This is a genomic window from Rhodococcus sp. IEGM 1379, from assembly GCF_030056815.1.
In the GTDB taxonomy this organism is placed as follows: Bacteria; Actinomycetota; Actinomycetes; order Mycobacteriales; family Mycobacteriaceae; genus Rhodococcus_F.
Map to the genome: position 1 here is coordinate 1 of NZ_JASHKR010000151.1, position 5,095 is coordinate 5,095.

Here is a 5,095-nt window from a genome sequence, read left to right on the forward strand (position 1 = left end):
GCAACGTATTGTCCGAGCCATGATCATCGTGAGCACCGACGGATCCTGTCTGCGAAACCCCGGCGGGGCTATCGGCTGGGCTTGGGTCAATCACGAGGGTCCCAGCATGTCGGGTGGTGAATCATCCGGAACAAATCAGATCGCAGAATTGCGAGCCTTGTTCGAGGCTGTCGTCGCACACCCCGGTGACGAGCCCCTGCTCATCGAATCCGACTCGCAGTACGCCATCAAATGCGCCTCCGAGTGGCTACCGAGTTGGAAGCGCAAGGGATGGAAAACCGCAAGTGGCGGCGCCGTCAAGAACCTGGAACTCGTGCAGGGAATCGACCGGGTCATCACCGAGCGCGTCGGCCCGGTGCGTTTTCGTTGGGTTCGCGGACACGTCGGCAACCACTACAACGAGGTAGCCGACAAGTTGGCCGGCGAGGCCGCACGCGCCATTGTCTCCGGGGACATAGCGTCGGTGCCGCTTGCTGTACCGATTGAAACTCCAGCACCGACTGCTGTACTTTCGGTGAAAAAGGAAATGACCGTGGTGAACCCCTCCTACAAGGAGAAGTCCACGACGGCCATCGAACCTGAAGATCTGTTCACACTCTTCTGAGTTGTCTAGGTCAAGCTGCCCTCATGGACCGCACGGTCGAATGCGGGAAGCGGGTCACCGGCACGCAGGGTGGTGGCCAACGCCGGATCCGCAAGGTGCAGGCGGCCGATTGCGATCAGATCGAACTCACCGGAACCGATGCGCTTCTCCAGTTCGGGGATATTGTCCACGACGGGAGAAGATCCCTCGATGCGGCTGTCGCGCAGAGACTTTCCGAGGCCGACACTGCCGACGGCCATCGTGACCGCACCGGTCAGCTTTTTGGCCCAGCCTGCCAGCGAGAGATCGCTGCCTTCGAAGGCGGGGACGTCGAAGCGGCGGATGCTGGCATCCAGAACGTCCACTCCGGCGTCGACCAGCGCGCCCAGGATGACACCCAGATCCTCCGGGGTCTCGGCGATCTTGGCGGTGAAGTCCTGCTGCTTGTGCTGCGAGAAACGGTAGATGATCGGCACATCGGGGCCGACGGCTTCGCGGATCGCAGCTACCACGGCGACGGGGAACTTGGTACGACGCTCGAGGTCGCCGCCCCAAGCGTCGTCGCGCTTGTTGGTGCCTTCCCACAGGAAGGAGTCGAGAAGGTAACCGTGGCCGCCGTGGATTGCGATGCCGTCGAAACCGACCTCGAGTGCATTGACTGCAGAACGAGCATAAGCGGCAATGACATCCGCGATGTCCTGCTCGGTCATCGCTTCGGTGACAGCCTGGGCGCGCTCGACATACTCGGACGTGTACGAAGTGACGCCCAGCGGGCCCCACTCGCCGGACGGACGCATCGGCTTGAGCTCGGGATCGAGCTGCATCATCGCGCCCCACAACGGGCCGACGTGCCAGAGCTGCGGAACGATCTTGCCACCGGCTGCGTGGACGTCGTCGACGACCTTGCGCCAGCCCGCCAGGGCCTCGGGGGTGTGCAGGTTGGGAACGTTGACGTGATCGACCGCGGTGGCGTGATCGATGGCCACTCCCTCGGTGACGATGAGGCCGGTGCCGCCCGAAGCGCGTCGACTGTAGTAGTCGGCTACGTCCTGGCCGGGAACTCCGTCGGTCGAACGTGAGCGGGTCATGGGGGACATGACGATGCGGTTGGCAAGCTCGAGCGAACGGATACGCAGCGGCTGGAACAGGGGGTTGGTCATGTCAATCACAGTGCTTTCATGAATCGGAAGAATCCGGGGTCCTGGTCGACGCGCAACCTGGTGAGGGTGCGGTAGCTGATCAGCCACTTGCCGTCCTCTTTGCGGTATTCCTCGTGGTAGTGGCCGTAGCCGTGCAGGTGGAGTTCTTTCTCGCCGTCGTTCCACCACAGCATGTCTTCCATCGCCCAGATGCCGGTAGCAGTCGTGGGGGAGGTCAACACGATTTCGGGCATGTGCGCGTGGTGCGCCGTGGTGAGGGGGATTTCGCCGTCGAGCATGTTGCGAATGGCATTGGTGAGCTTTTCGATACCGACAACCTGGTTGGACTGTTCGCCGGTCTTGGGTTGCTTGTCCGTGGGGAGACCGCCCCACGTTTCGCTGACTACGTCCGCCGTGTGCAGCGTCGGGTAGATGTGCCACTGCTTGGTATCCATGCAGCGCAGGCGAGCCGCGAAGACCCTCTTGATTTCCTCGATCGCGAGTAGTTCCTCGACGGGACTGAGTAGTTCCTTTTCGGGGTGGGGTGACGCGACGTCGGAATTGGACTGAGACATTCAACCTCCAGCAGTGATCGGCAAGATGCCTTCACACTCGGGTGCCGGCGCCCTGCCGTCAATCACCGGTCTCGGTGAGCGCGACGGCGCTGGGTAGGGTCGAGCAAAACAGAAGGAGCGTTCGATATGTGCACGGAAGCAGATTCAGTTCCAGCCTCGCAGGAAATTGCCGAGATCCGCGCGTTCTGGCAGGAACTGGGGTTGCCCGGACTCATCGACATTCACACCCACTTCATGCCCAAGAGCGTGATGGACAAGGTGTGGGACTACTTCGATTCGGCGGGGCCGATGATCGGTCGGCCGTGGCCGATCACCTATCGGATGGCGGAAGAGGAACGTGTGCATCGACTTCGTGAATTCGGAGTCCGTTCGTTCACCTCGATGATCTACCCACACAAGAATGCGATGGCGGAGTGGCTCAATGCGTGGGCCGCCGAATTTGCCGCACAGACACCTGACTGCATCCACACGGCGACGTTCTATCCCGAGGAGTCGGCCGCATCGTACGTCGGGAAGGCCTTGGAGTCGGGGGTTCGAATCTTCAAGTCTCACATCCAGGTCGGCAACTACGATCCCAATGATCAACTATTGGATCACGTGTGGGGACAACTCGAAGACGCCGAAATACCCATTGTCATTCATTGCGGATCGGGACCGGCGCCAGGTCAGTACACGGGGCCGGATCGAATCGCAACGTTGCTGGCGCGTTACCCGAAACTATCTCTGATCATCGCGCACATGGGCATGCCCGAGTACAGCGAATTCCTGGATCTGGCAGAGGTATACGGGAACGTCCGTTTGGATACGACGATGGCGTTCACCGATTTCACGGAAGCGCAGGGCGCTTTCCCCAAGGCTGACATCCCGCGATTGGTGGATATGCAGGATCGGATCTTGTTCGGCAGCGATTTCCCGAATATTCCGTATCCGTATCTCCAAGCACTGCAAGCAGTTACGCGCTTCGATCTGAGTGACGAGTGGTTACGGGCCGTCCTTCACGACAACGCTGCCAAGCTCTTCTCGGTGGGCTGAGCACCCACCGAGAAGAGAGTAGTCAGCGGAGTTTGATGCTGCCGCCGTCGGCCATCAACGTTTGGCCGGTCATGTACTGGGAATCGTCACTCGCGAGGAACACTGCGACCGGCGCGATGTCGGTCTCGGGATCGCCGATCCGGCCCAGCGGAACCTTGGCGACGGACGCGGCGGCGCGCTCCGGGAATGCTTCCTGCCATTTGACGACACCTTCGGTCGCGGCGAACGGGCAGATCACGTTGACCCGAATGCCTTCCGGTGCCCATTCATTGGCGACGACGCGAGTCAGGCCGCGTACTGCTTCCTTGGCTGCCGCGTACGACGTCTGGGTGGGCATACCGTCCAGGCCGGAGCCCGACGCGAAGTTGATGACCGAGCCCTTGGACTTGGCCAGCTCGTCATGGCACGCCTGCATCAGGTGAACGACCGGGTAGAAGCCGGTGTTGAAGGACAGGTCGAACATGTCCTGAGTGGTCTCCAACAACAAAGCCTGACGCGAAGCGTGAGCATTGTTGACCAGGATGTTGATGCCGCCGAAAGCTTCGACCGCTGCGTCGCGGATCTGCTCGGCAGAACCTGCCGCGGCGAGGTCGACGTTCAGGAACTTGCCGGCACCGGCCAGTTCCTGTTCGAGGGCCTGACCCTGCTCGTCATTGATGTCGACGAACAGGACCTTCGCGCCTTCACGGGCGAAGACTCGGGTGATTGCTCGACCGATTCCGCCGGCGCCACCGGTGACGATCGCCACTTTGCCGTTCAACCTCATGAAATGCGCTCCTCGTTATTGGTGTCGCGTAGTTGGTGCTTACTTAGACGGTAGTGGTCTCGTCGACTGCGAGGGCGATCTTTTCGAGTCCAGCGACGCTGTATGCAGCGTAGGTCTCGTAGGGGCCGCGGCCGGAGAAGTAGGACGTGAGCTGGCCGCCGAGTTCCTCGACGGTGAACGCGGATCCGGCTGCGTCGAAACGGTTCTCGACCTTGGGGGCTTCCATCAGTGCAACCATCTTGCCGTAGACGACGAAGACCTGTCCGTTGATCTCGTCGGAATCAGGGGAGGCGAGGTAGCTGACGAGCGTTGCGACGCGCTCAGGTGCCAGCGGGTCGAGGCCGGTGGCGCCGGTGTTGTTCTCGCCGAAGGCTTCTGCCGTCATTGCGGTCCGGGCGCGCGGGCAGATGGCGTTGGTACGGACGCCGTAACGTGAGAGGCCGGCCGCACTCGAGAGTGTCAGAGCGGTGATACCGGCCTTGGCTGCGGAGTAGTTGGGCTGTCCAGCTGAGCCGAAGAGGAATGCCTCGGAGGAGGTGTTGATGATGCGGCCGTAGACGGGAGCGTCGGCTGCCTTGCTGGCTGCGCGCCAGTGGACGGCTGCGGCATGCGAGGTGGCGGCGTGGCCCTTGAGGTGCACGCGGATGACGTCGTCCCAGTCGGACTCGGTCAGGTTGAAGATCATCTTGTCGCGCAGGATGCCCGCGTTGTTGACGAGGATGTCGAAGGAGCCGAAGTTCTTGACGGCTTCGTCGATGATGCGACCGCCGAGCGACCAGTCGGAGACGTCGCCGGTGATGGCGAGTGCCTGTCCGCCGGCTGCCTTGATCTCGTCGACGACGTCGTTGGCTGCGGAGCCCATGTCATTGACGATGACGGCTGCGCCTGCGGCTGCCAGACCGAGTGCTTCCGCGCGGCCCAGGCCTGCGCCTGCGCCGGTGACTGCGGCAACTTTGCCTTCCAAGCTCAGTGATTGCGTCATGTCGTGCTCCTTCGATCC

The 5,095-nt window shown here is 61.8% G+C and carries 6 protein-coding genes; 2 read left to right on the forward strand and 4 right to left on the reverse strand.

Annotation, left to right across the window (positions count from 1 at the left end):
- Window positions 1-19: 19 nt before the first annotated feature.
- Window positions 20-604: a ribonuclease H family protein gene (locus tag QM600_RS28895; RefSeq protein WP_283265173.1), complete on the forward strand. Its 585-nt coding sequence runs from the start codon at window positions 20-22 to the stop codon at window positions 602-604.
- A 5-nt stretch (window positions 605-609) separates the two neighbouring features.
- On the opposite strand, the gene QM600_RS28900 is transcribed toward QM600_RS28895, so the two are convergent.
- The gene (locus tag QM600_RS28900; RefSeq protein WP_283265169.1) at window positions 610-1,743 is read right to left on the reverse strand and encodes an NADH:flavin oxidoreductase; all 1,134 of its coding nucleotides are present in this window, start codon (window positions 1,741-1,743) and stop codon (window positions 610-612) included.
- Between the two features lie 5 nt (window positions 1,744-1,748).
- Window positions 1,749-2,297: a nuclear transport factor 2 family protein gene (locus QM600_RS28905; RefSeq protein WP_283265170.1), complete on the reverse strand. Its 549-nt coding sequence runs from the start codon at window positions 2,295-2,297 to the stop codon at window positions 1,749-1,751.
- A gap of 126 nt (window positions 2,298-2,423) precedes the next feature.
- On the opposite strand from QM600_RS28905, the gene QM600_RS28910 reads away from it, so the two are divergent.
- Window positions 2,424-3,329 carry an amidohydrolase family protein gene (locus QM600_RS28910; protein WP_283265171.1) on the forward strand — a complete coding sequence of 302 codons (906 nt, stop codon included), beginning with the start codon at window positions 2,424-2,426 and terminating at the stop codon, window positions 3,327-3,329.
- 22 nt (window positions 3,330-3,351) lie between these two features.
- Here QM600_RS28910 and QM600_RS28915 read toward each other — a convergent pair whose 3' ends face one another.
- Both QM600_RS28915 and QM600_RS28920 read right to left on the reverse strand, forming a co-directional pair.
- Window positions 3,352-4,095 carry an SDR family NAD(P)-dependent oxidoreductase gene (locus QM600_RS28915; protein WP_283265172.1) on the reverse strand — a complete coding sequence of 248 codons (744 nt, stop codon included), beginning with the start codon at window positions 4,093-4,095 and terminating at the stop codon, window positions 3,352-3,354.
- 43 nt (window positions 4,096-4,138) lie between these two features.
- Window positions 4,139-5,077: a 3-oxoacyl-ACP reductase gene (locus QM600_RS28920; RefSeq protein ID WP_283265174.1), complete on the reverse strand. Its 939-nt coding sequence runs from the start codon at window positions 5,075-5,077 to the stop codon at window positions 4,139-4,141.
- Between the last annotated feature and the right edge of the window lie 18 nt (window positions 5,078-5,095).